Source organism: Kaistia sp. UC242_56 (assembly GCF_044452255.1).
Lineage (GTDB): Bacteria > Pseudomonadota > Alphaproteobacteria > Rhizobiales > Kaistiaceae > Kaistia > Kaistia defluvii_A.
The window spans coordinates 4,045,074-4,065,362 of the sequence record NZ_JBIOAN010000002.1 but is presented as its reverse complement, the minus strand read 5'-3'; the positions used below and the strand labels follow the sequence as shown (position 1 = coordinate 4,065,362).

Here is a 20,289-nt window from a genome sequence, read left to right as displayed (position 1 = left end):
CCCTCACACCGTGTGCTGGTCGTTCAGGATAACGAAATCCTTGCCCGAGCGGCTGTCGGCGCTGAGCGGCAGGTCGACCGTCACCAGCACCACCCCTGGCTTCATCCGCTGGCGTATGGCGTCGTTGATGCTCCGGTCGGCGCGGATGCGGGTGAGCGTGCTCTGGTCAGCGCTCTGCGCCGCCACCTTCGGGTCGGTGCTGTAGCCGATCGGCTTCCAGTGCAGTTCCTTGTCGTCGGCGTCGAGATGCGAGAGCACGAAGACGTGGTTGCCGAGCGGACGCGACGGCTGCAGGATCGTCGCGCCGCCATCGGCGACGATCTCGCCATCGTCGAGCACGATCACCCGGCTGTCGGCGCTGGAGATCATGACCGAGGTCGCCGGCGGGCTGTAGGGCGCCTGCGGCGAGGCCGGAATCTGCTTTTCCTTCAGAGTCGAGACCGTGTGGTCGAAATCCTTCTCCGCCTCGGCCGAGAGCACCATGCCGGGATGGATCACCGTCTCGGGGAAGGTGGCGCTGTCGGCGATGATCACCGGCGTGCCGACATGGGTCACGGTGAACAGCTTGGTCGAGAACGCCATCGGCAGCCGCACGCAGCCATGCGAGGCCGGGTAGCCCGGCAACTGCCCGGCATGCAGCGCGATGCCCGACCAGGTCAGCCGGTTCATGTTCGGCATCGGCGCTTCGTTATAGGTCGAGGAGTGGTGGTCCTTGTCCTTCTGCAGGATGGTGAACACGCCCGTCGGCGTGTCGTGGCCGGGCTTGCCGGTGGAGCAGGTCGAGACGCCGATGCGGACGCCGTTGCGATAGACATAGACGCGCTGGTCGGGCAGCGAGACGACGATCGCCACCGGCCCGTAAGGCGAGCGCTCGGGGTGCCATGTGAACTCGCCCGGCTTCAGCGCGTCGACCGTCTCGACGATGGCGGCGACGGCCTGTTCCAGCGACGCGGCGGCAAGGAGCGCGCCGGAGCCCAGCAGCAGGGTGCGTCGGGAAGGATGCCGCCAGGTCGTCATGGATTTTCGCGCTCCGCATGCCGGGCGGAAGCTCGTCCCGAGCCCGCCGCAAATCAGTTTCGGCAACTCTACCGACAGAGGCGAGCGGGGTACAATCGTTTTGGCGGCGGGGCGGCTCGGGCTATTCGCCGTCGCTGGTCATGGCCATGACGTCGATGAAATTGCCCTTCTTGTCGAAACGGCAGGCGAAGGCCTTGATGCCCTCGCTGCCCTTGTCGACCGTGCCCTGGATCGACAGGCTGCCATCCCGGGCTTTGACGATCTTGCCAGTCTTCACATACATCGGCTTGGTGGCGTACATGGCAGAAACCTCGCCCCGGCAATAGGCGGGCATGTTGCCTCGGCTGATGGCGGTTCCCGCGCCGGTGGACGCGGCGAGAAGGGCGGTGACGGTGGCCATGCCACCCAGCCGGACGAGCGTACTCTTCATGACGGGCCTCGCGCAAACCAGGAAGCGCCGCCAATTGGCGACGTCTCCCTGCAAGCTAGATCGCCAACCGCCGAAGGCAAGGCCGCGCGGTTAGCGCAGGCCCCTGAGATAACGCGCGCGGTTGTCCTCGGGGTTCGTCGCCTCGGCCGGCGGCACCGGGACCAGCGCCTTGAAGCCATATTGGCCGATCAGCATTAGCCAGGTGACGAGCACGAAGGTCGAGGTCAGCACCGGCATGCCGATCGGCTTCAGGAAGATTGCGATCGAGGCCCAGAGCCAGGTGGTCACGACGATGCCGAACAGCGTGTAGGCGAAACTGCGCCAGGTCAGCACCAGGAAGAAGCCGCCCAGCGCGATCGCGGTCAGCGCCGCATTGTAGCCGAACAGGCCGTCGCGGATCGCGCCTTCGGGCCCGCCGAACAGGCCGGCGACGAGCGCCGCGCCGGCCGCGCCGATCAGCGCCATGCCGGCCGAGATGCGCGAATTGACGGCGATGCCGATGACAATCAGGTAGCCGGCGATCCAGTTGTCCTGGAAGAAGATCTGCCCGATGGCGTTGCCGATGCCCATGTACCAGGTGGGCAGGGCATAGGCGATCGCCGCGTCATACTGGTCGGGCGAGACGGGCTTGGCGAGCGGCCCCGCCTCGATCGCCGCGAATTTCAGCACGGCGAACAGGAACAGCCAGCCGACCAGCACGAAGGGCGAGGTCAGCGCCGCCACCTTGTGCGGCCCGAGCAGCGTCGCGATGGTCGAGAAGGCGATGGTGGTCATCGCGGCCGCGAAGACGATGTAGATCGTCATATGGAAGGACGGCACCGCGCCGCTGCGGAAATCCGCGCTGGTGAAGGCGACCAGCGCCAGCCCGACCAGCGCGCCGTTGAAGCCGAACAGCCCATCGCGGATCAGGCCCCTGTCGGCCTGGAGCAGGATGGCGGTGGCGGTCGCCACGACGACGCCGAGAATGCAGATCGCGCCATAGACGGCCGAATTGAAGAACAGCGCCAGCAGGATGATCAGCCCCGTCAGCGGGTTGTTCTGGAACACCACCTGGCCGATGCCGCGCAGGCTCCAGTCGACGAAGCCGAGGGTGGCATGGTCGCGAAACCGGTCCTGGAACGGAAATTCTGTCTGTGTCTGGGTCACGAGCTTTCTCCCCCTGGAGCCGAATGGTTCTGTCTTGAAACGACTGGGCCGTCTTCACCTCTCCCCGAGGGAGATCCTTGCGCAATGTTCTTCCAGATCTCCGGCCATCATCCTGAGGAGCCCGGCAAAGCCGGGCCTCGAAGGAGAGTCCAGAGAACACCGCCCGCGTTTGGTTGCGAATGGCATCGTCTCGCTGGATCGTCCTTCGAGGCTTCGCTGACGCGAAGCACCTCAGGATGATGGCGGAGCTTGCAGCGGCGTGACGGAAAATCACGTTCCGCCAACCTCTCCCAAGAGAGGCGAAGGGGCAGTTTTCCGCCAAATCGGATACCAGCTTCCTGAAAAGAAAACCCCACCGGACGTATCCGGTCCGATGGGGCTTGTGTCCGTCGCTTGCCGTTCTGTCAGAACAGGAAGTAGCGCTGCGCCATCGGCAGGGTTTCCGCCGGTTCGCAGGTGATCAGCTCACCGTCGATGCGCACCTGGTAGTTCTGCGGATCGACCTCGATCTTCGGCGTCAGCGAATTGTGGATCATGTCCTTCTTGCGCACGCCGCGGGTGCCCTTGACCGCCACGAGCTGCTTCTGCAGCTGCAGGGTCTCGCCGATCTTGTCGTCGAGGGCCGCCTGCGAGACGAAGGTGACGCCGGTCTTGCCGCGGGCGCGGCCGAGCACGCCGTACATCGGCCGGTAATGCACCGGCTGCGGCGTCGAGATCGAGGCGTTGGGGTCGCCCATCGGGGCGGTGGCGATCATGCCGCCCATGATGACCAGCGACGGCTTGACGCCGAAGAAGGCCGACTTCCACAGCACGAGATCCGCGCGCTTGCCGACTTCGATCGAGCCGATCTCATGCGCGAAGCCATGGGTGATGGCCGGGTTGATCGTGTATTTGGCGACATAGCGCTTGCAGCGGAAATTGTCGTTGCGCTCGCTGTCTTCCGGCAGCGGGCCGCGCTGCACCTTCATCTTGTGCGCGGTCTGCCAGCAGCGAAGCGTGGTTTCGCCGATGCGGCCCATGGCCTGCGAGTCCGACGACATCATCGAGAATGCGCCGAGATCGTGCAGGATGTCCTCGGCCGCGATCGTCTCCTTGCGGATGCGGGATTCGGCGAAGGCGACGTCTTCGGGGATCTGCGGGCTCAGATGGTGGCAGACCATGAGCATGTCGAGATGCTCGTCGATCGTGTTGATCGTATAGGGCCGCGTCGGGTTGGTGGAGGAGGGCAGGATGTTTTCCTGGCCCGCCGCCGTGATGATGTCGGGTGCGTGGCCGCCGCCGGCGCCTTCCGTGTGGAAGGAGTGGATGGCGCGGCCCTTCATTGCCGCGAAGGTGTCGGCGACGAAGCCGCTCTCGTTCAGCGTGTCGGAGTGGAGGGCGACCTGCACGTCCATCTCGTCGGCAACCGTCAGGCAGTTGTCGATCGCGGCCGGCGTGGTGCCCCAGTCCTCATGCAGCTTCAACCCGATGACGCCGGCGCGGATCTGTTCGCGCAAGGGCTCCGGCAGCGAGGCGTTGCCCTTGCCGAGCAGGCCGACATTGATCGGCAGTTCCTCGATCGCTTCCAGCATGCGGTGGATGTACCACGGGCCGGGCGTGACGGTGGTGGCGAGCGTGCCGACCGAGGGGCCGGTGCCGCCGCCGACCAGCGTCGTCGTGCCGCTGGTGAGCGCTTCCTCGGCCTGCTGCGGCGCGATGAAGTGGATGTGGGTGTCGATGCCGCCGGCGGTCAGGATCTTGCCTTCGCCGGCGATGACGTCGGTGCCCGGGCCGATGATGATGTCGACGCCCGGCTGGATGTCGGGATTGCCCGACTTGCCGATCGCCTGGATGCGGCCATCCTTGATGCCGACATCGGCTTTGATGATGCCCCAGTGATCGAGGATGATCACATTGGTAATCACCAGGTCGGCGACGTCGGCCGCGTTGCGCTGGCTCTGGCCCATGCCGTCGCGGATGACCTTGCCGCCGCCGAAGGTGACTTCGTCACCATAGACGGTGCGGTCTTCCTCGATCTCGATGATCAGGTCGGTATCGGCCAGGCGAACCCGGTCGCCCTTAGTGGGGCCATAGAGCGAGGCGTAATTCTCGCGCGTGATCTTCGCCATCTCAGACCTCCAGCTTTCCCATGACCTTGGCATTGAAGCCGAAGACAGCGCGGTCGCCGTCGAGCGCTACCAGTTCGACGGTGCGCTCCTGTCCGGGCTCGAAACGGACGGCGGTGCCGGCCGGGATGTTGAGGCGGAAGCCCCGGGTCTTGTCGCGGTCGAAATGGAGCGCCGTATTGGTCTCGTAGAAATGATAGTGCGAGCCGATCTGGATCGGCCGGTCGCCCGAATTCGCGACGTCGACGGAGATGACGGTGCGGCCGACATTATATTCGATGTCGCCGTCCTCGAGGATGTATTCGCCTGGGATCATGACGCGCCCCTACGGTATGGGATTGTGGACGGTGACCAGCTTGGTCCCATCGGGGAAGGTGGCTTCGACCTGGATGTCGTGGATCATCTCGGGCACGCCCTCCATGACCTGATCGCGCGTCAGCAGCGTCGCGCCATAGGACATCAGCTCGGCGACCGTGCGGCCGTCGCGCGCGCCTTCCAGGATCGCCGCGGACACATAGGCGATGACTTCCGGGTAGTTGAGCTTGACGCCGCGGGCCAGGCGGCGTTCCGCCACCAGGGCCGCGGTGAACAGCAGAAGCTTGTCTTTCTCGCGTGGTAGAAGTTCCATCGGCGGTCCCCAATCGTATCCGTGTTTACGTGGCCCAGATGCGCGGCGCGTTGGCGGCCTTGCCCTGGCATGATGTCCTGAGCGCATCCCATGCCCGGACGAAAAGTGCCTTACCTTCCGAAACCCGCGGCCCGAGATAGCGGCAGACGACCGCGTGCTCGAGCTGGCTGACGGTGAACACGTCGTCCGCCTGGCTGCCGACGGCCTCGCGCACCCGCTCGGCCGCGTCCTCGGCCATGGGGCCGGCATAGATCATCGTGCCCCAGGTCGGCTGGCCGGCCAGCGCATAGGGCGCGCCCTGCAGGACCGAGCCGCCCGGCAGCCGCACCTGTTCGAACCAGATCGGCCTGCCATCGCGTATGATCTCGATGCGCTGGCGCAGGGTGCCGGTCTCGAAGCGCTCGCCCGCCGCCGGCCGCCCGAGGCAGATGAAATCCCAGCCGACATAGGTGGCGCCAGCTTCCAGCGTCACGCGCGTGTCGATCGAGGCATCGGCGCCGTCGAAGACGATGGTTTCCTGCGGCAGGTATTCGCAGATGGCATGGGCGCCGACGTCGATCGTCGTCGCCTGGGTGCTGCGGCCGTGCTCGCTGCGATAGAACTTGGTGGCGCCGGGCGTGGTCAGCACCGCGCGGGCGTCTTCGGCCAGATGGAAGCGCAGGTCCAGCTGGTCGCCGCCGGCGACGCCGCCTGGCGGATGCAGCAGGTAGACGTGGCAGGTGCCGTCCTTTTCCGGATGGAACGGCTTCTGGACGACGAGCGGGCCGAGATGGCGGCGGCGCATCAGCCGGGTCTTGCCGGCATTGACCGCGAACCAGAGTTCGAGTTCGGCGAGCCAGCGGCTCGGCTGCGCCGCATAGTGCGCGCGCGCCATCGGAACGGCATCCGGCGAAGCTCCCTCGGCGAGCAAAAGCGGTCTCACTTTGGTCCCTGGTCCCGATCCGGCCGGCCCTTTGGATGGGCGCAGCGACGATAGTCGCCGAAGGCTATCACACGGAGTTGCCCCTCCGGCAACCACAAATATTCATTTGCGTGCTCAAAGACTTGGCAGTTGTGCGCCCGATCCCGGGGCTATGCGTGCCGTCCCGAAAATCGCGGCCGAGCTTTCCATCGGCGTGGAAAAAGAGGCAAACTGTCGGCCATCGCATTCGCCCCCAAGACGCGACATCTATCACTGGTATAAGGGGGCAGCCAAGCGGCGCTCCGGCCATGCCGGTGCGGCATCGCCGGGCGGATCTGTTGAACTGGGGAATGGGAATGCTGAGGGCAGTCGCTGTCCGGCGCGCGTCGGACGCCGCCGTGGAAGGTCAGGAGCCGCCGGCCGGTCGCGCGGTGCTGCAGCATGACGAGCGCCATCTGCGCCGCCGCCTGATCGAACTGGTCGATGGCCGCAAGGTGATGGTCGACCTGGCCGAAACGGTCGTGCTCGACGCCGGCGACAGCCTGGTTCTGCAGGATGGCAGCACGATCGCCATCGCCGCGGCCTATGAGCCGCTCTACGAGGTCTTCGCCCGGGACCCGGTCCACCTGCTCGAACTCGCCTGGCATATCGGCAACCGCCATCTCGCCGCCGCGATCGAGCCGACCCGCATCCTGATCCTGCGCGATCACGTCATCCAGGCGATGCTCGAAGGGCTCGGCGCGCGGGTGAAGGAGATTGTCGCGCAGTTCAATCCGGTGCGCGGCGCCTATTCCGGCCATGGCGAGCACAGCCATGGTCATGCGAGCCACGATCACGCCGGGCATGGCGATCACGGCCATGATGATGCTCACGGCCATTCGCACGATTGAGTTTTGCGTCGCGGCTTCGCCGCGCGCTCCAGCAACACGAGGCGAGCTCTGATGACATCGAAAAACGGCCCCCTTCGCGTCGGTATCGGCGGCCCCGTCGGCTCCGGCAAGACGATGCTGACCGAGAAGCTCTGCAAGGCGATGCGCGACGAATTCTCCATCGGCGTCATAACCAACGACATCTACACCAAGGAAGACGCCATGATGCTGGCGCGCCGGCAGGCGCTGTCCGAGGACCGCATCATGGGCGTCGAGACCGGCGGCTGCCCGCACACGGCGATCCGCGAGGACGCCTCTATCAACCTGCAGGCGATCGCGGAGCTCAACCGCAAGATCCCCGATCTCGATATCGTCTTCATCGAATCCGGCGGCGACAATCTGGCCGCGACCTTCTCGCCGGACCTCGCCGACCTGACGCTCTATGTCATCTCCGTCTGCCAGGGCGAAGAAATCCCCCGCAAGGGCGGCCCGGGTATCACCCGCTCCGACTTCCTCGTCATCAACAAGAGCGACCTCGCGCCTTATGTGAATGTCGATCTCGACGTGATGGAGGTCGACGCCAAGCGCATGCGCGGCACGCGCCCCTTCGGCTTCACCGACCTGACGCGCGGCAAGGGCCTCGACCGGGTGGTCGATTACATCGTCGAGCATGGCGGCCTCCGGATGGACGCGCGCAAGAGCGCGTGAGGGGAGCTTGGCGAAAGCGGCATCCACCTCTTCCTGAGGTAATTTTCGCGTGGCCTCATCCTCAACATGCTGAGGAGGACCGAAGGGCCGTCTCGAAGCACGCAGAGCGGCGGCGACATCCTTGCACCTCAGGCGGTGCGTGCTTCGAGACGGCTTGCTTCGCAAGCCTCCTCAGGATGTTGGAGATCGAGACCGGCATAACTTCGACGTTCGTTACGCGAGGACTTCCGTCCAGAGAGGTAAGGCGGCCGATTCCACCTCGCAAAATCTTGCTCTATAGACCGCAGGGCGCGCTGATTCCGTCGGCGCGCCTGCCGTGCGGTCCTGGATTCGAGTGCGCTCATGGATGAAGTCGAATGCGTCGTCGTCGGCGCGGGGGTGGTCGGGCTCGCCGTGGCGCGCGCGCTGGCCAATGCCGGCCGCGAGGTCCTGCTGATCGAGGCCGAGGACGCCATCGGCACCCAGACCTCGTCGCGCAACAGCGAAGTCATCCATGCCGGCATCTATTATGCGCCGGGCAGCCGGATGGCGCAGTTCTGCGTCGCCGGCAAGCTCGCGCTCTATGAGTATTGCGCCGAGCGCGGCGTGCCGCATGCCCGATGCGGCAAGCTGATCGTCGCCGCCGACGAGGCCGAACGCGGCCGGCTTGGCGCGATCGCCGCCCGCGCCGCCGCCAATGGCGTGCACGACATGCGCGAACTTACCGCCGCCGAGGCGATCGCGCTCGAGCCGAACCTTGCCTGCGCCGGCGCGCTGCTGTCGCCCTCGACCGGCATCATCGACAGCCACGCCTTCATGCTGGCGCTGCACGGCGATGTCGAGAGCGCCGGCGGCATGGTGGTGTTCTCAAGCCCGCTTCTCGCCGCCAGGCCGGATGGCGACGGCATCGTGCTGTCGATCGGCGGCACCGAGCCGATGCAGCTTCGCACCAGGCTGCTGATCAATTCGGCCGGCCTGTTCGCGCCCGCCGTCGCCCGCACGATCGAGGGGCTCGATCCCGCTGCCATCCCGACCGAATATTATGCCAAGGGCAGCTACTTCACCCTGTCGGGCCGCTCGCCCTTCTCGCGGCTGATCTATCCCGTCCCCGTGCCGGGCGGCCTCGGCACGCATCTGACGATCGACATGGGCGGCCAGGCGCGCTTCGGCCCGGATGTGGAGTGGATCGACGCGATCAACTACGACGTCGACGCCTCGCGCATCCCGCTCTTCGTCGAGGCGGTGAAGCGCTACTGGCCGGATGTCAGCGCCGACCGGCTGCAGCCGGGCTATTCCGGCATCCGCCCGAAGATCGTGCCGAAGGGCGCGCCGGGCCAGGATTTTGTCGTCCAGGACGCGTCCGCGCATGGCGTCGCCGGCCTGATCAACCTGTTCGGCATCGAATCCCCCGGCCTCACCGCCTCGCTGGCACTGGCGGAGCATGTCGCGGCGCTGGCGGGATAGGCGGCTTCGTCCGTCAGACGGGCTGCTCGCTTCACCTCTCCCTGAGGGAGAGGACAAGAGAGCGCGGCCTTGTCTCGGCGGCATCCCATCCTCCGGCGTCATCATCGCGGAAGCGAGGATCCATTCAGCCACCTTCCGACGGCGGCTGAATGGATCTCGGGTCTCGCTGCGCTCGCCCGGGATTGTCTGTCGCGGATTTGGTAGAGGGTTGGAGCCGGTTGCGGGTTCAGGGCGGCCACCCTGAAACCCGCTCCATGGCCGAGACCGTCCCGGGATGGGGCTTTGGGCCCGTCGTCATCTGGGTCCGGTCGTGGACCGGCTTCGTTTGCTTGTTGACTTGAAAGGGCCGCGCTTCCGCGAGCCCGTAGACAATCCGAAGCCAGGACGAACATGCCATCAACCTATCCTTCCGTCGAGGCTATGCCTTGCATTCTCGGTATCGATGTCGCGAAGGACACCGTCGTCCTGCACGACAGTGCCTCCGGCCAGACCCTCACCATCGCCAACAGTCCGGGCCCGCTCAAAAAGGCCCTCGCCACCTTCGTCCATGCCGAACTCGTCATCTGCGAGGCGACCGGCGGCTATGAACGCGCCACCCTTGATGCGGCTCTCGCCGTAGGCATCGCCGCGCACAAGGCAGAGCCCGCCCGCGTCAAGGCCTTCATCCGCTCGCATGGCGGCTACGCGAAGACCGATGCCATCGATGCACGCTGGCTTGCCCGCTATGGCCAGGATCGCTTCCACACTCTGCAACGCTGGCAACCGGCCGATCCCCGCCGGCTCGCCCTGGCGGGCCTGGTGCGCTATCGGCAGGATCTTCTCAAGCAGCGCACCCAGGCCAAGAACCGGCGCAAGGCACCGGGATCCGAGCCGGTCGCCGACCTGCTGGACGACATGGTGCAGTTCCTCGACAGCCAGCTCGTGGCGCTCGACAAGACGATCGCCGCGACGATCGCCAGCCTTCCGGAGATCGCGCAGGCCGAAAGGGTCCTGCGTGGCGTCGCCGGCTTCGGTCCGGTTGTCTCTCGTGGCCTGCTCGCCCTGATGCCGGAGCTTGGTACCCTGTCCAGGCGTCAAGCCGCGAGCCTGTCAGGCCTCGCCCCGCATCCCCGCGATTCCGGCCAGAGCCGCCAGCATCGCCATATGCGCGGCGGGCGCACCGAGCTCCGGCCGCTGCTGTTCATGGCAGCTCTGACAGCCGCGAGGGTCAATCCCGCGCTCTGCGGCTTCTACGAAAGGCTCTGTGCCGCCGGAAAGCCGAAGCGCCTCGCCCTCGCCGCAGTCGCCCGAAAGCTCATCATCATCGCCAACACACTGCTCAGGCCAATCACAAACCAAAAACAACTGACTTGATGACGGCGAGTATGGATCAGCCCCGGCCGACGAGCGGCATCTTGGTGGCCATGATCGTCATCTGCAGGATGTTGGCGTCGAGCGGCAGGCCCGCCATGTGGACGACCGCGTTGGCGACGTGGCTGACGTCGAAGGTCGGCTCGACCTTGATCGACAGGTCCGGCTGCAGCACGCCCTTCTTCATCTGGCTCGCCATCGGCGTCTCGGTGTTGCCGATGTCGATCTGGCCGCAGGCGATGTCGTACTTGCGGCCGTCGAGCGCGGTCGACCGGGTGAGGCCGAGCACGGCATGCTTCGAAGCCGTGTAGGGCGCCGAGTTCGGGCGCGGCATCACGGCTGAGATCGAGCCGTTGTTGATGATGCGGCCGCCCATCGGCTTCTGGTCCTTCATGATACGGAAGGCGGCCTGGGTGCAGAGGAAGACGCCGGTGACGTTGGTGTCGATCACGGCCTTCCAGCTTGCGACGTCGAGGTCCTCGATGTTGACCGGCGGGGCGTTGACGCCGGCATTGTTGAACAGCACGTCGAGACGGCCGAAGCGGTTCTTGATCTCGCCGAACAAAGCGGCGACCGAGGCCTCGTCGGTGATGTCGGACGGGATCGCGACGGCGTCGCCGCCGGCCTCCTTGACGACTTCCTCGAGCGGCTCGGCGCGGCGGCCGGTGACGACCAGCGTGTAGCCCGCGGCGGCCAGCGCCAGGGCGACGGCCTTGCCGATGCCGGTGCCGGCGCCGGTGACGAGCGCGATCTTGCCAGTGTTGGACATAAGCGTTCCTTCCAGGATTGGTTTGTTATTGGGCGAGGAAGCCGCCGTCGACCGGCAGCGTGTGACCTGTGACCATGGAGGCGCCAGGGCCGGCCAGGAAGAGGATCGCGCTCGCGACCTCTTCCGGATCGGCCAGGCGGCGGAGCGGCGTCATCGCCTCGATCCGGGCGACCAGCTCCGGATCGGCGACCAGGCCGGCGATGAAGGGCGTGCGGACATAGGTCGGCGCCACGGCGTTGACGCGGATGCCGTTCGGCGCCCATTCGACGGCCAGCGCGCGGGTCATGTTGACGATCGCGCCCTTGGTGGTCTGGTAGGAGATGTTCGGGTAGAGCCCGCCGCCGGAAAAGCCCATGATCGACGAGACGTTGACGATCGAGCCCTTCGTGCCGGCGGCGATCATGTGGCGCGCCGCGATGCGCGAGGCGAGGAAGGTGCCCGTCATGTTGACGTTCACCACCGTGTCCCAGTCGGCGAGGGTCAGGTCGACCGCCGGGCGTCGGATCGCCGTGCCGGCGCTGTTGACCAGGATTTCGAGCGTCTTGGCCCGTTCGGTGACGGCCTCAAAGGCTGCCTCCAGGCTTGCCTCGTCGGCGACGTCGGCGACAACCGCGAAGTGGTCGGCCTCGTCGCCCAGCGTTGCCAGGATTTCGGCCGCGACCGGGTTGCGGTCGAGGATGGCGACGCGGGCGCCGGCCCTTGCCAGCGCCTGCGCGCTGGCAAGGCCAATGCCGGAACCGCCGCCGGTCACCGCGGCGACGCGGCCGGTCAAGGAGAAGGGATCGCTCGCCATTGTCTTACGGTTCCGGCTCGGGTTGGCGCCCCTCGGCGCAGGGCAGGATGCATTCCGGTGGAGCAGGTCACTCCCCCCTCCCTTGGAGACTCTTGCATAACATCCGATGTCGTCGCCCCGGCGAAGGCCGGGGCCCATGGAACACCGGCCACGGAGACCGTGGCTTGGTCTTCCGGCCAGATGGCGGCGTATATGGATCCCGGTTTTCGCCGGGATGACGGCGGCATATGCGAAAGTCTCCCTCAGGGAGAGGTGAAGAAAGACGATCAGCCGCCGATCTTGCCGCCGAGTTCGTCCTCGACATGGGCGCGGATGATCTGGTCGAACGAGGTCTCGGCCTTGAAGCCGAGCGACAGGGCGCGGGTGGTGTCGAAATCGCGGGCCCAGCCGGCGACGATCCGGTCGATGGTCTCGTCCTTCTCGTGGCGGATCAGCTTGACGGCCTTGTCGCCGGCAACCTGGCGCAGCGCCTCGATTTCCTCGCCGACCGTGGCCGAGAGGCCCGGCATGTTGAGCGTGCGGCGCGGGCCGACCTTCTCAAGGTCGATCGTGCCGGCATGGACCAGGAAGCCGACGGCCGAGCGGGGGCTCGCGAACCAGTGGCGCACGTCGGGCGACACCGGCAGCACGGCTTCCAGGCCGACCAGCGGCTCGCGCAGGATGTTGGAGAAGAAGCCCGAGGCGGCCTTGTTCGGCTTGCCGGGGCGAATGCAGATCGTCGGCAGGCGGATGCCGATGCCGTCAAAGAAGCCGCGGCGCGAATAATCGGCCAGCAGCAGTTCGCCGATCGCCTTCTGGGTGCCGTAGCTGGTCAGCGGCGTCTCGAAGAACTCGTCGCCGATCTTGTCGGGGAACGGCGCGCCGAACACGGCGATCGACGAGGTGAACACCACGCGGGGCTTGTAGCCGGACTTGGCGTTCTCGAGCCGGATCGTGTCGAACAGGTAGCGCGTGCCGTCGAAATTAATGCGGTAGCCCTTGTCGAAATCCGCCTCGGCCTCGCCGGAGACGATGGCCGCCAGATGGAAGATCACGTCCGGACGGTTGGCGATCAGCGTCTGCGAGGCTTCCGGCGCCGACAGGTCGATGGTCAGCGTCTCGGCCGGGCCGTCAAAGCCCTTCGGCGCCTCGGGGGCGACGACGTCGGCGAGGGTGTAGCGGCTGATCTCCTTGCCGCCCAGATGACCGTCCGCGACAAGCTTGTCCGTCAGCTTACGGCCGACCATGCCAGCCGCGCCGATGATAAGGATATGCATAGTACAACCTCGAATAATGAAACGAAATCAGGACAGTCGGATTCGCGCTACCGCGTAGGGTGCCAGTGTAAGCATGCGATCGTCAAAAGGTTTGGCCAGCGTATCCAGCGCATTTCCGTCCTGCGTCGCGGCCACAAAGCTGTTGGCATCGAGCAAGAACCGGTCGCGCGGCGCGCCGGGCAGGGCGACAGACTGTTCGGACCCGGTGCGATTGGCAAGCCAGAGTTCGATACCATCCCCGGTCTCTGCGGCGATCGCCTCGATCGTGTCCGGCGTCGTCACCTTGCGCAGCGGCTTGCCGGCCAGGCGCGCCATGCCGCGCAGGACGTGGAACATCGGGAACACGCCGCCGACCTCGTCGAAATAGGGCTGCGGCCAGGCATGCCGGGCATGCACCAGGCCGAACGCGCCGGTCGTGCCGCCGAGCGTGATCGTTGTGGCGCCGCCTTCGGCGAAGCGGGCAAAGAAGCCGAGCGCCCAGGCGGCGCCGAGCAGGCCGCGATGGCGGGGATCGTTGAAGTTCATCGCCTGGCGGATGTTGCCCGGGTTCTTCAGCGGCGCCTCGCCATAGGGATTCATCCGCATGCCGATGGCGCTCGGGCCGACCGCATAGGGCTTGCCGTCGGCGATGGCGCGGGCGCTGAGCGCGATTGCGGGCAGCGTTTCCAGGCCCTCGGTGATCGAGGTGTCGTCGCCGGCATGCAGCATGGCCGTCGTCGTGAACGAGACGAGATCGATGAGGTCGACCGGCGGCCGCTTGCGGTTCATCTCGGTGAACAGGCTGAACATGCCGCCGCCGATGCGGGCCTTCGGGAAGGCCTTGCGAGCGGCCTCGAAGAAGGCGCGCGGCGGCGGGGCGGGCGGCCAGACGCTGCCCGGCAGGGTGCATTTCAGATCCGGCAGCGGCGACAGCAGCACGGTCTTGAACGGCGAGCCCATGTCGGCGACGTCGCGGCCGAGCGCCGCGATCTCGGCCTCGAAGCCCTCGACCGACTGGACGACCGCCTCGAGCCAGGGCTCGGCCTCGAGCGACCGCGCCGTGGCGAGGATGCCGCCCAGCGTGGTGAAGTCATGTCCGAGCGACGGGTCGTAATAGCCGACCAGCACCTTGGCGCCGACGAGATGCAGCCGGTCGCGCCGGGCGATCGTGTCGGTGATCTCGGAAGGGTCGAGGCCGAGACCGAGCGCCGGCACCGTGCCGATCACGTCGCCGAGTGTCACCTGGCCGGCGACCGAACCGGCCTCCGACGCCGGCAGCGCGCCGGTGACCGTCAGGCGAACCGCCTGTTCGATCCGCTCATCCTTGGGCAGCGTGTAGGGCCAGGGCAAGGCGAGCGGCCGGACATAGGTCTTGTACGAGGCGTCGGTCCAATTGCGCTGGTCCTCCATCTCGTAGGTGTCGCCTTCCATCCGGCAGGTGACCTTCAGCCCCGGCGCCGCCTCATGGGTCAGCGCGCGCAGATCCATCATCGGCTGGACGGGATCGATGATGTCGGGGAAGCGGCTTTCGACGATGGAGCCGTCGACATGCTCGATCGTCACCGGATGGCCGGAGACATCGGCGATCGGATGCAGCACGACGAAGCCGGTGCGGTTGGTGAGGAAGGGCGTTTCGGCGCTGCCCTCGGCCGAGAAGTCGAGGCGGCCTTCGGCCGAGCCCTCGATGCGGGCCGAATAGCGGAAGGCCTGGTTGTCGTCGAGCGCCAGCGCCTTGTAGGTGACGGTGAAGCCATCGGCACGCTCGTCGACGACGAGATCGGAGATTACCGGGTTGTAGGTGCCCCAGTTCTTGTCGCGCACGATGAAGGAAATCGCGCGGATGATCTCGACGCCGCCAAAGCGGATATGGCGCAGATTGCCGGTGTCGAGCTCGGCGGTGAGCGCCCCCGCCCTCAGGATGCGGAGCGGCGTGACGGGTTCGTCGGTGCCGAAGAGCCGGATTGCGAGGGAAGGGGCGTTGTTCATCGGCTGATCCTCGAGGAAACCAGACGCTCGACCAGAAGGGCGAGGATGATGATGGTGCCGATCGCCGTGCCCTGCCAGAAGGGCGAGACGCCCATCAGGTTCAGGCCGTTGCGGATCATCACCATGATGAAGACTCCGATCAGCGTGCCGAACATCGAGCCGCGGCCGCCGAACAGGCTGGCGCCGCCAATGACCACGGCCGCGATCGCGTCCAGCTCCATCGAGTTGCCCATCAGCGGATCGGCGGAGAGTAGCTGGCTGATCGAGAAGGTGATGGCCACTGCGGCGAAGGCGCCGGATAGCACATAGGGCAGGATCGAATAGAAGGTGGTGTTGAGGCCGGCGGCGCGGGCGGCTTCCTTGTTGGAGCCGACGGCGTAGATGGTGCGGCCGCCCTTGGTGTAGGTCAGGTAAGCCCAGGCGACGACATAGAGCACGATCAGGAACAGCACGTTGGACGGGATGCCCAGTACGTCGGTGTAGACGATGCTCTGCATGCCCTCGGGGATGTTCGAGATCGCCGTCTGGCCGGAAAAGATGTAGGCGAGGCTGCGGCCGATCGCCATGACGCCGAGCGTCACCACGAAGGGCGCCAGCCCGAACACCGTGATCAGCGTTCCCGAGATCAGGCCGATGAAGCCGCCGGCGACGACCGCGATGCCGATGGCCGGCACGATCGGCACATGCTGCAGCGACAGGCCGAGGATGATGCCGGTCAGACCCGCCACCGAGCCGACCGAGAGGTCGATGCCGCCGGTCAGGATGACGAAGGTCATGCCGACGGCGACGATGCCGATCACCACGGACTGGTCGAGCAGGTTGAAGATGTTGGACTTGGTCAGGAAGTAGGGCGACAGCAAGGAGAGGCAGACAGCGATCAGCAGCGCCAGCAGCAGCATGCGGACTTCGAGCCGCTGCGCGATCTTCTTGATGGGCGAGGCCGGGGCCTGACGGGAAAGGGTCTCTTGGACCATGGGCGAAGTTTCCTTGCTCACAGCGTTGCCGCCATGGTGTCGATGCGGGACTTGATGGTTTCCGGAGCGGGCAGCGGGCGGTCGGTCGGCAGCGACAGCCCGACCCAGCCGAGGTCGTGGCCGCGCGGACTGGTCATCGGCACGACCAGTGTCGTGCGCGCGCCGTCGGGTTCCGGCACGAAGACCGGCTCGCGGCGCTTGAGCGCCTCGGGGATGCGGGTGGCGGCGAGCTCGCGCGCCTCGCCGGCCTTGAAGCCGGGGTCGAGCGCCGGGTTGCTCGCGACCGCGTTGAGGCAGATCAGCCGGTCGCCCTCGATCAGGCCCCAGAAGCCGGCGCCATTATGGGCGCGGGCGAGCTCGTTCAGCATCTCGGTATTGCGCACCATCGAGGTGCGCGGAGCGGCGAGCAGGGTCAGGCTTTCCTCGTCGAGCATGGCGCTCGGCAGGTCGGCCGTGGTGCGGCCGTCGCTCATCACCACGACGCGGTCGGAAAGGCCGAGCAGCTCCTCGAAATCGGAGGAGACGACGACCAGCGCCACGCCCTGGGCCGCGATGTCGCGCAGCATGGTGTAGATCGAGGCGCGGGTGCCGATGTCGACGCCCTTGGTCGGCTCGTCGAGGATCAGCACCTTGGGCTCCAGCAGCAGCCAGCGGGCGATGATGATCTTCTGCTGCATGCCGCCGGAGAAATTCAGCATCGAGGCGTCCATCAGACGGTCCTCGGGCATGCCGAGGCCGGCGAGCAGCTCCTTCACCTTGCGCTCGCGCGAGGCGTAGCTGCAGAAGAAGCCGCGATGGGCGCCGAGATGGGCGAGCAGCAGGTTTTCCTTGACCGAGAGGTCGGGCACGATGTTCTGCGTGCGGCGATCCTCGGCGACGAAGCCGAGGCCGGCGCGGATCGAGGTCTGCGGGCTGTCGCCGCGCAGCGACTTGCCGTTCAGCACGACCTCGCCGCCCGTGCGGGGGCGGAGGCCGAAGATCGCCTCGACGGTCTCCGAGCGGCCGGCGCCGACCAGGCCGCCAATGCCCAGGATCTCGCCCTTCTTCACCGAGAAGGAGACGTCGCGCACGGCCGGCGTCGAGCTCAGATTGCGGACCTCCAGCGCCACCGGCGCGTCGATCTCGCGGGTATGGGTGTCCTTGCGCTCGTAGATCGCGCCGAGTTCGGCGCCGACCATGGCGCGGATCAGGTCCGCCTGCGACAGCGAGGCAGTCTCGCGCGCATTCATCACGGTGCGGCCTTCGCGCAGCACGGTGACGCGGTCGGTGATGGCGAAGACTTCTTCCAGCCGGTGCGAGACGAACACCAGCCCGTGGCCGGTGTCCCGCAGCCGCGCCATGATGTCGAACAGGCGCTCGGCCTCGCCCGGGCTCAGCGATGCGGTCGGTTCGTCGAAGATCAGCAGCTTGGCGCGCACGCCCAGCGCCTTGGCGATCTCGACCAGCTGCTTCTGCGCCGAGGAAAGGCGCCGCACTTCCCAGTCGAAGGGCAGGCTGTCGCCCTGGCCGAGATCGTTGAGGATCTCCTGGCCGCGCTGACGCAGCTGGCTGTAATCGAGCCGGCCGGGGCGGCCGAGTTCGGGCAGGAAGATGTTTTCCAGAACCGTGAGGTCGGGGACGAGGCTCGTCTCCTGCATCACGATGGCGATGCCGATGCGCAGCGCGTCGCGCGTCGAGCGCAGGCGGATCTCGTGGCCGCGATAGGAGAGGTCGCCGCCGTCGAGCGTGTAATGGCCGGAAATGACCTTGGAGAGCGTCGACTTGCCGGCGCCATTGGCGCCCAGCAGGCCGTGCACTTCGCCTTCGCGAAGCTCGAAGTCGGCGCCCTGCAGCGCCCGCGTCCGGTCGAATGTCTTGGTGATGCCCCGCGCGACGAGGAGGGGGGAAACGTCTGCCTCCGCGACGGGTGCCAAATTGGGCTGCAACGAATCATGCTCCTGAAGACGGCCTCGACGCGATCCTGCGCGGGGGCGGAAGGATAGGAAACCCGTCGCGCGGCGGGGCCGCGCGACGGGTTATGTATCAGACTTCGTTGGCGAAGACGGTCCGACGGATGGTCGGCAGTTCCTGCTCGATATTCGTGCTGGTGATGGCGACGATCGGCACGGTGATCTCGGCCTTCGGCTTCTTGCCGTCGAGCACTTCAAGCAGCGCCTCGCCGGAATTGACGCCCATCAGGAAGGGCTGCTGCATGCCGGAGACGACGAGGTCGCCCGACTTCAGCAGGTCGACGAATTCCGGAATGCCGTCGAAGGCGGCGACGAGCACTTCGCCGTTGCGACGGGCCGCCTTGATGGCGCGCAGCGCGCCGATGGCCGGCTGGTCGGTCTGGATGAACAGGCCGCGCATGTCCGGGTTGGCGGTGAGCAGGTCCTGCGTGAACTTGAAGGTCTCGTCGGCGGTGTAGCTCTGCATCTGCTGCAGGCCGGCTTCCTTGCCGGTGAAGCCGCCTTCCTTGAGGCCGTCGAGGAAGCCCTTGGTGCGGGCCTGGCCGTTCTTGCGGGCCTGCGAGATGGCGACGATGCCGACCGAACCGCCTTCCCAGCCCTTCTTCTTCAGCGCCTCGGCGAGCGCGACGCCGACGTCATGCGCGCCCTTGTAGTTGTCGGACGAGATGAAGGAGGCGAACTCGCCGGCATTGGTGCCGATATCGCCGATGACGACCGGGATGCCGGCCTTCTGGGCGAGCGCGAGCACGCTCGGCGCGGTCGAGGAATCGGTCGGCGAGATGATGATGCCGGCGACGCCACGGGCGATCGAATCCTGGGCGTTGCGGAGCTGGGTCTCGGCGCTGTTATGGCTGTCGAGCGCCTGGAAGTTGAAGCCCTTGGCCTTGACCGTCTCCTCGATGCCCTTCGACAGATAGCGCCAGAAGGGCAGGTCGAGGCCCGGCGTCAGGTAGACGATTTCCTTGCTGGCCGCGCTGGCGGCGGAGATGCCGCCAAGCCCGGCGCCGGCGAGCAGCGTGGTGCCGGCGGCAAGCTTCAGGAATGTCCTGCGTTCCATAGTGTTTCCTCCCATTGGATCAGCCATGATCGGCTGCGTTGAAGATAGGTTTCGCCGGCGGCCGCGCGTCCTCGCTTGCGGCCCGCCGAATTCGCGTCAGCCGCCCCCCTTCAGGAAGGGTTGCGTCGTCGTGTAGATGCGTCCCGTATGGGCGGCGAAGGCCTCGGCCGCGGCCTCGGGATCGCGCGCCTTGACGGCGGCGACGATGGCGACGTGGTCGGCATAGCTGGTGGCGATCGCCCCGGGGGAGGCCATCGCCTCGCGCCGGTACTGCATCATGTAGGCGTAGAGATCGGTGCTGATGTCGGCGAGCAGCGGATTGCCCGAGGCCTGGTAGAGCGCGACATGGAATTCGCGGTCGCTGATCAGGAAGCGGACGGGATCGTCGAGCGTCTCCGTCTGCGCCTCCAGCAGCGCCTCCAGCACGGCGACGCCGGCATCGTCGATGTTGCGCGCCGCGTCGGCGACCACCTGGCGGTCGACCAGTAGCCGCGCCGCATGCACGGATTCGATGTCGTAGGAATTGACGGCCCGCGCCATGGCGAAGCCGACCGCGACCGGCCCGACATCATTGCTGCGCACCCTGGTGCGGGCGCCGTGCGAGATTTCGAGGATGCCGCGCGCCGCCAACATCTGGATGCCGCCGCGCACCGCGTCGCGGCTGACATTGAGCGCATCGGCGAGCTGGCGCTCGCTCGGCAGCGCATCGCCGACCTGCAGGATGCCCGACGCGATCAGGGTCGCGATCTTGTCGCTGATGACGGTCGTCAGCGGACGCTTCACGATCGCTTCCCGAAAGGTCGGGAGCTCCGCGATGAGGCCGGGATCACTGACTTTCGCCGAGGACGACATGGCACCTACTAATGGACTGATCGGACCAGCAGACCAGTTGCATTAATCGCGCCGCCCTCGCGGAGTCAAGCGTCCGA

The 20,289-nt window shown here is 66.6% G+C and carries 19 protein-coding genes; 4 read left to right on the top strand and 15 right to left on the bottom strand.

Annotation, left to right across the window (positions count from 1 at the left end):
* Window positions 1-3: 3 nt before the first annotated feature.
* The 7 genes from ACHMWQ_RS21870 to ACHMWQ_RS21840 form a co-directional block, all read right to left on the bottom strand.
* Window positions 4-1,017 carry a L,D-transpeptidase gene (locus ACHMWQ_RS21870; protein WP_396309078.1) on the bottom strand — a complete coding sequence of 338 codons (1,014 nt, stop codon included), beginning with the start codon at window positions 1,015-1,017 and terminating at the stop codon, window positions 4-6.
* A 121-nt stretch (window positions 1,018-1,138) separates the two neighbouring features.
* A complete protein-coding gene (locus tag ACHMWQ_RS21865) occupies window positions 1,139-1,447 on the bottom strand; it encodes a hypothetical protein (RefSeq protein ID WP_396309077.1) in 309 nt (102 codons plus the stop codon).
* Window positions 1,448-1,537: 90 nt separating this feature from the next.
* Window positions 1,538-2,593, bottom strand: coding sequence for an urea transporter (locus tag ACHMWQ_RS21860; protein WP_396309076.1), 1,056 nt, complete (start codon window positions 2,591-2,593; stop codon window positions 1,538-1,540).
* Window positions 2,594-2,997: 404 nt separating this feature from the next.
* Window positions 2,998-4,701, bottom strand: coding sequence for an urease subunit alpha (gene ureC, locus ACHMWQ_RS21855; RefSeq protein ID WP_354550923.1), 1,704 nt, complete (start codon window positions 4,699-4,701; stop codon window positions 2,998-3,000).
* 1 nt (window position 4,702) lies between these two features.
* Window positions 4,703-5,014: an urease subunit beta gene (locus ACHMWQ_RS21850; protein ID WP_354550922.1), complete on the bottom strand. Its 312-nt coding sequence runs from the start codon at window positions 5,012-5,014 to the stop codon at window positions 4,703-4,705.
* Between the two features lie 9 nt (window positions 5,015-5,023).
* Window positions 5,024-5,326, bottom strand: coding sequence for an urease subunit gamma (gene ureA / locus ACHMWQ_RS21845; RefSeq protein WP_266329972.1), 303 nt, complete (start codon window positions 5,324-5,326; stop codon window positions 5,024-5,026).
* A 25-nt stretch (window positions 5,327-5,351) separates the two neighbouring features.
* Window positions 5,352-6,200: an urease accessory protein UreD gene (locus ACHMWQ_RS21840; protein ID WP_396309075.1), complete on the bottom strand. Its 849-nt coding sequence runs from the start codon at window positions 6,198-6,200 to the stop codon at window positions 5,352-5,354.
* 383 nt (window positions 6,201-6,583) lie between these two features.
* Between ACHMWQ_RS21840 and ACHMWQ_RS21835 the strand changes: the two genes are divergently transcribed.
* From ACHMWQ_RS21835 to ACHMWQ_RS21820, 4 genes are all read left to right on the top strand, one after another.
* Entirely contained in the window at window positions 6,584-7,117 is a 534-nt protein-coding gene (locus tag ACHMWQ_RS21835; RefSeq protein ID WP_396309074.1) for an urease accessory protein UreE, read from the top strand.
* Between the two features lie 51 nt (window positions 7,118-7,168).
* On the top strand, window positions 7,169-7,804 hold the full coding sequence (gene ureG / locus ACHMWQ_RS21830; RefSeq protein ID WP_354550919.1) for an urease accessory protein UreG: 636 nt from the start codon (window positions 7,169-7,171) through the stop codon (window positions 7,802-7,804).
* A 342-nt stretch (window positions 7,805-8,146) separates the two neighbouring features.
* Window positions 8,147-9,247, top strand: a complete 1,101-nt coding sequence (locus ACHMWQ_RS21825; protein ID WP_396309073.1) for an NAD(P)/FAD-dependent oxidoreductase — start codon at window positions 8,147-8,149, stop codon at window positions 9,245-9,247.
* Between the two features lie 390 nt (window positions 9,248-9,637).
* A complete protein-coding gene (locus ACHMWQ_RS21820; protein WP_396309072.1) occupies window positions 9,638-10,600 on the top strand; it encodes an IS110 family transposase in 963 nt (320 codons plus the stop codon).
* Window positions 10,601-10,616: 16 nt separating this feature from the next.
* On the opposite strand, the gene ACHMWQ_RS21815 is transcribed toward ACHMWQ_RS21820, so the two are convergent.
* The 8 genes from ACHMWQ_RS21815 to ACHMWQ_RS21780 form a co-directional block, all read right to left on the bottom strand.
* Window positions 10,617-11,366, bottom strand: a complete 750-nt coding sequence (locus ACHMWQ_RS21815) for an SDR family oxidoreductase (RefSeq protein ID WP_266329967.1) — start codon at window positions 11,364-11,366, stop codon at window positions 10,617-10,619.
* A 25-nt stretch (window positions 11,367-11,391) separates the two neighbouring features.
* Entirely contained in the window at window positions 11,392-12,159 is a 768-nt protein-coding gene (locus ACHMWQ_RS21810) for an SDR family NAD(P)-dependent oxidoreductase (protein ID WP_396309071.1), read from the bottom strand.
* 266 nt (window positions 12,160-12,425) lie between these two features.
* The gene (denD, locus tag ACHMWQ_RS21805; protein WP_396309070.1) at window positions 12,426-13,415 is read right to left on the bottom strand and encodes a D-erythronate dehydrogenase; all 990 of its coding nucleotides are present in this window, start codon (window positions 13,413-13,415) and stop codon (window positions 12,426-12,428) included.
* 27 nt (window positions 13,416-13,442) lie between these two features.
* Complete coding sequence (locus ACHMWQ_RS21800; protein ID WP_396309069.1) at window positions 13,443-15,380, bottom strand: hypothetical protein; 1,938 nt, start codon at window positions 15,378-15,380, stop codon at window positions 13,443-13,445.
* Window positions 15,377-16,354, bottom strand: coding sequence for an ABC transporter permease (locus ACHMWQ_RS21795; RefSeq protein WP_354550911.1), 978 nt, complete (start codon window positions 16,352-16,354; stop codon window positions 15,377-15,379). Before ACHMWQ_RS21795 ends, ACHMWQ_RS21800 begins: the two co-directional genes overlap by 4 nt.
* A 17-nt stretch (window positions 16,355-16,371) precedes the next feature.
* Window positions 16,372-18,279 carry a sugar ABC transporter ATP-binding protein gene (locus ACHMWQ_RS21790; RefSeq protein WP_354550910.1) on the bottom strand — a complete coding sequence of 636 codons (1,908 nt, stop codon included), beginning with the start codon at window positions 18,277-18,279 and terminating at the stop codon, window positions 16,372-16,374.
* Window positions 18,280-18,376: 97 nt separating this feature from the next.
* Window positions 18,377-19,360: a substrate-binding domain-containing protein gene (locus tag ACHMWQ_RS21785; RefSeq protein ID WP_354550908.1), complete on the bottom strand. Its 984-nt coding sequence runs from the start codon at window positions 19,358-19,360 to the stop codon at window positions 18,377-18,379.
* Window positions 19,361-19,456: 96 nt separating this feature from the next.
* Window positions 19,457-20,212 carry a FadR/GntR family transcriptional regulator gene (locus tag ACHMWQ_RS21780; RefSeq protein ID WP_396309068.1) on the bottom strand — a complete coding sequence of 252 codons (756 nt, stop codon included), beginning with the start codon at window positions 20,210-20,212 and terminating at the stop codon, window positions 19,457-19,459.
* Between the last annotated feature and the right edge of the window lie 77 nt (window positions 20,213-20,289).

What these genes read in the sequence shown, in the direction of transcription:
- ACHMWQ_RS21870 (WP_396309078.1), bottom strand. Translation starts at nt 1,017, where the DNA reads ATGACGACCTGGCGGCATCCTTCCCGACGCACCCTGCTGCTGGGCTCC.
- ACHMWQ_RS21800 (WP_396309069.1), bottom strand. Translation starts at nt 15,380, where the DNA reads ATGAACAACGCCCCTTCCCTCGCAATCCGGCTCTTCGGCACCGACGAA.
- ACHMWQ_RS21810 (WP_396309071.1), bottom strand. Translation starts at nt 12,159, where the DNA reads ATGGCGAGCGATCCCTTCTCCTTGACCGGCCGCGTCGCCGCGGTGACC.
- ACHMWQ_RS21780 (WP_396309068.1), bottom strand. Translation starts at nt 20,212, where the DNA reads ATGTCGTCCTCGGCGAAAGTCAGTGATCCCGGCCTCATCGCGGAGCTC.
- ACHMWQ_RS21815 (WP_266329967.1), bottom strand. Translation starts at nt 11,366, where the DNA reads ATGTCCAACACTGGCAAGATCGCGCTCGTCACCGGCGCCGGCACCGGC.
- ACHMWQ_RS21835 (WP_396309074.1), top strand. Translation starts at nt 6,584, where the DNA reads ATGCTGAGGGCAGTCGCTGTCCGGCGCGCGTCGGACGCCGCCGTGGAA.
- ACHMWQ_RS21865 (WP_396309077.1), bottom strand. Translation starts at nt 1,447, where the DNA reads ATGAAGAGTACGCTCGTCCGGCTGGGTGGCATGGCCACCGTCACCGCC.
- ureC (WP_354550923.1), bottom strand. Translation starts at nt 4,701, where the DNA reads ATGGCGAAGATCACGCGCGAGAATTACGCCTCGCTCTATGGCCCCACT.
- denD (WP_396309070.1), bottom strand. Translation starts at nt 13,415, where the DNA reads ATGCATATCCTTATCATCGGCGCGGCTGGCATGGTCGGCCGTAAGCTG.
- ACHMWQ_RS21825 (WP_396309073.1), top strand. Translation starts at nt 8,147, where the DNA reads ATGGATGAAGTCGAATGCGTCGTCGTCGGCGCGGGGGTGGTCGGGCTC.
- ACHMWQ_RS21785 (WP_354550908.1), bottom strand. Translation starts at nt 19,360, where the DNA reads ATGGAACGCAGGACATTCCTGAAGCTTGCCGCCGGCACCACGCTGCTC.
- ureG (WP_354550919.1), top strand. Translation starts at nt 7,169, where the DNA reads ATGACATCGAAAAACGGCCCCCTTCGCGTCGGTATCGGCGGCCCCGTC.
- ACHMWQ_RS21795 (WP_354550911.1), bottom strand. Translation starts at nt 16,354, where the DNA reads ATGGTCCAAGAGACCCTTTCCCGTCAGGCCCCGGCCTCGCCCATCAAG.
- ACHMWQ_RS21850 (WP_354550922.1), bottom strand. Translation starts at nt 5,014, where the DNA reads ATGATCCCAGGCGAATACATCCTCGAGGACGGCGACATCGAATATAAT.
- ureA (WP_266329972.1), bottom strand. Translation starts at nt 5,326, where the DNA reads ATGGAACTTCTACCACGCGAGAAAGACAAGCTTCTGCTGTTCACCGCG.
- ACHMWQ_RS21820 (WP_396309072.1), top strand. Translation starts at nt 9,638, where the DNA reads ATGCCATCAACCTATCCTTCCGTCGAGGCTATGCCTTGCATTCTCGGT.
- ACHMWQ_RS21840 (WP_396309075.1), bottom strand. Translation starts at nt 6,200, where the DNA reads ATGGCGCGCGCGCACTATGCGGCGCAGCCGAGCCGCTGGCTCGCCGAA.